This window comes from Stenotrophomonas sp. 05L44_2, from assembly GCF_056665995.1.
The window spans coordinates 1-2957 of record NZ_JBFTNR010000524.1 but is presented as its reverse complement, the minus strand read 5'-3'; the positions used below and the strand labels follow the sequence as shown (position 1 = coordinate 2957).

General features: G+C 62.1%; 3 protein-coding genes. All 3 read left to right on the top strand.

Annotated elements, in window-relative coordinates:
- Positions 1-2: 2 nt before the first annotated feature.
- The 3 genes from AC1VAN_RS16845 to AC1VAN_RS16835 all read left to right on the top strand — a co-directional run bounded on the left by AC1VAN_RS16845 (position 3) and on the right by AC1VAN_RS16835 (position 2944).
- Positions 3-989, top strand: a complete 987-nt coding sequence (locus tag AC1VAN_RS16845) for a type IV pilus twitching motility protein PilT (RefSeq protein WP_480986254.1) — start codon at positions 3-5, stop codon at positions 987-989.
- Between the two features lie 100 nt (positions 990-1089).
- Positions 1090-2232, top strand: a complete 1143-nt coding sequence (locus AC1VAN_RS16840; RefSeq protein WP_025874039.1) for a PilT/PilU family type 4a pilus ATPase — start codon at positions 1090-1092, stop codon at positions 2230-2232.
- A gap of 43 nt (positions 2233-2275) precedes the next feature.
- Complete coding sequence (locus AC1VAN_RS16835) at positions 2276-2944, top strand: PIN domain-containing protein (protein ID WP_152543319.1); 669 nt, start codon at positions 2276-2278, stop codon at positions 2942-2944.
- Positions 2945-2957: the final 13 nt, after the last annotated feature.

Sequence of the window (2957 nt, the reverse complement as noted above, 5' to 3'; positions counted from 1 at the left end):
ACCTGCATCTGTCCGCAGGTCTGCCGCCGATGATCCGCGTGGACGGTGATGTTCGCCGGATCAACATTCCAGCCCTGGACCACAAGCAGGTCCACGCGCTGGTGTACGACATCATGTCCGACAAGCAGCGCCGCGATTACGAGGAATTCCTCGAAGTCGATTTCTCCTTCGAGATCCCGTCGCTGGCGCGCTTCCGTGTCAATGCGTTCAACCAGAACCGTGGCGCCGGTGCGGTGTTCCGTACCATTCCGTCCGAAGTGCTGACCCTGGAAGACCTGGCCTGCCCGCCGCTGTTCCGCGAGGTGATCCAGCAGCCGCAGGGCCTGATCCTGGTGACCGGCCCGACCGGTTCGGGCAAGTCGACCACGCTGGCGGCGATGATCGACTACATCAACAAGAACGAATACGGCCATATCCTCACCGTCGAGGATCCGATCGAATTCGTGCACACCTCGCAGAAGTGCCTGATCAACCAGCGCGAAGTGCACCGCGATACGCACGGCTTCAACGAAGCGCTGCGTTCGGCACTGCGTGAGGACCCGGACATCATCCTGGTCGGCGAACTGCGTGACCTGGAAACCATCCGCCTGGCSCTGACCGCSGCSGAAACCGGCCACCTGGTGTTYGSCACCCTGCACACCAGTTCGGCGGCCAAGACCATCGACCGCATCATCGACGTGTTCCCGGCCGGCGAGAAGCCGATGGTGCGCTCGATGCTGTCCGAATCGCTGCGCGCGGTCATTTCGCAGGCGCTGCTGAAGAAGGTCGGTGGCGGTCGTACCGCTGCGTGGGAAATCATGGTGGGTACCCCGGCCATCCGCAACCTGATCCGCGAGGACAAGGTGGCGCAGATGTATTCGGCCATCCAGACCGGCCAGCAGTACGGCATGATGACCCTGGACCAGCACCTGCAGGACCTGGTCAAGCGCAGCCTGATCACCCGCAACCAGGCCCGCGAATACGCCAAGGACAAGCGTCTGTTCGAGTAAGGCGAGGCAATGGCGGGGCAGGGCGCGCGAATACGTCGCCGGCCCCGCGCTGTTTCCTCCACCGACCGATTCCTGGTACATGCCCCATTGGGAGCCCGCCGTGAACACCACCGCGACCACCATCGATTTCACCTCGTTCCTCAAGCTGATGGCGCACCAGCGCGCCTCGGACCTGTTCATCACTGCCGGCATGCCGCCGGCGATCAAGGTCAACGGCAAGATTTCGCCGATCACCCAGACGCCACTGACGCCGCAGCAGAGCCGCGACCTGGTGCTGAACGTGATGACGCCGGCGCAGCGCGAGGAATTCGAAAAGACCCACGAATGCAACTTCGCCATCGGCCTGTCCGGCGTCGGCCGCTTCCGCGTGAGCTGCTTCTACCAGCGCAACCAGGTCGGCATGGTGCTGCGTCGCATCGAGACGCGCATTCCCACCGTGGAAGAGCTGAGCCTGCCGCCGATCATCAAGACGCTGGCGATGACCAAGCGCGGCATCATCCTGTTCGTCGGCGCTACCGGTACCGGTAAATCAACCTCGCTGGCAGCGATGATCGGTTACCGCAACCAGAATTCGACCGGGCACATCATCACCATCGAAGATCCGATCGAATTCGTGCACAAGCACGAGGGCTGCATCATCACCCAGCGCGAAGTCGGCATCGATACCGACAGCTGGGAAGCCGCGCTGAAGAACACCCTGCGCCAGGCGCCGGATGTGATCATGATCGGCGAGGTGCGTACCCGCGAGGGCATGGACCACGCCATCGCCTTCGCTGAAACCGGTCACCTGGTGCTGTGCACGCTGCACGCCAACAACGCCAACCAGGCGATGGACCGCATCGTCAACTTCTTCCCGGAAGATCGCCGCAACCAGCTGTTGATGGATCTGTCRCTGAACCTSAAGGGCGTGGTCGCGCAGCAGTTGATTCCTTCGCCGGATGGCCGCTCGCGCAAGGTGGCGATGGAGATCCTGCTGGGCACGCCGCTGGTGCAGGACTACATCCGCGACGGTGAGATCCACAAGCTGAAGGAGCTGATGAAGGAATCGGTCCAGCTGGGCATGAAGACCTTCGACCAGAGCCTGTTCGAGCTGTACCAGGCCGGTGAGATCAGCTACGAGGACGCACTGCGCTACGCCGATTCGCAGAACGAAGTGCGCCTGCGCATCAAGCTCAGCCAGGGCGGCGATGCCCGCACCCTGTCGCAGGGGTTGGATGGCGTGGAGATTTCAGAGGTCCGGTGAGGGCGCCGCCCGCCGCTGGCTGACTATCGTAAATGGGGTGCATATGGATATGCCGCGTGCTCGCAACGTCGTGCTCATCGATTACGAGAATGTGCAGCCTCCGTCTCTCAAGGAGTTGGTTGCCCCTGGTTTCACCGTGCTGATCTTCGTTGGCGCATCGCAATCGCGGATCAGCATGGATGTTGCCGAGGCAGTCCAGGCATTGGGTGGCAACGGACGCTATGTGCGTTGCAATGGTAGCGGGTCGAACGCGCTGGATTTCCATATCGCCTTTTACATCGGCGAGATGGCTGCGGTCGATCCCAGCGCATTCTTCCAGATCGTTTCGAGGGACACCGGCTTCGATCCACTGGTGGCGCACCTGCAATCGCGGCGTCTCAACGTCCTGCGGTGCGCATCCGTTGCCGATCTGCCAATGCTCCGTGGCACGCAGCAGGCTCCGGCCAAGCCACCGACGCCGGTCGTATCGAAGGCCAAGCCGCCAGCGTTGAGTGTCGACGCGCGCCTGCAACGCGTACATGCAGTGTTGGTGAAGCAGGGCAAGGCGCGGCCGGCTTCAATGAAGTCGCTCACCTGCGCGATCAACAGCCTGTTTCAGAAGGCACTTCCCGCAAAGGATGTCACTGCGCTCATCCAGCAACTGCAGCAGAAGAAATGGATCACACTGGAGGGCAGCAAAGTACGTTATCAGCTGCCGTCCAAGGTAGCGTAGGTAACTCGTCCAC

Bases quoted from the DNA above. Each gene is read 5' to 3' on its own strand.
- AC1VAN_RS16835 (WP_152543319.1), top strand. From the start codon at position 2,276: ATGGATATGCCGCGTGCTCGCAACGTCGTGCTCATCGATTACGAGAAT.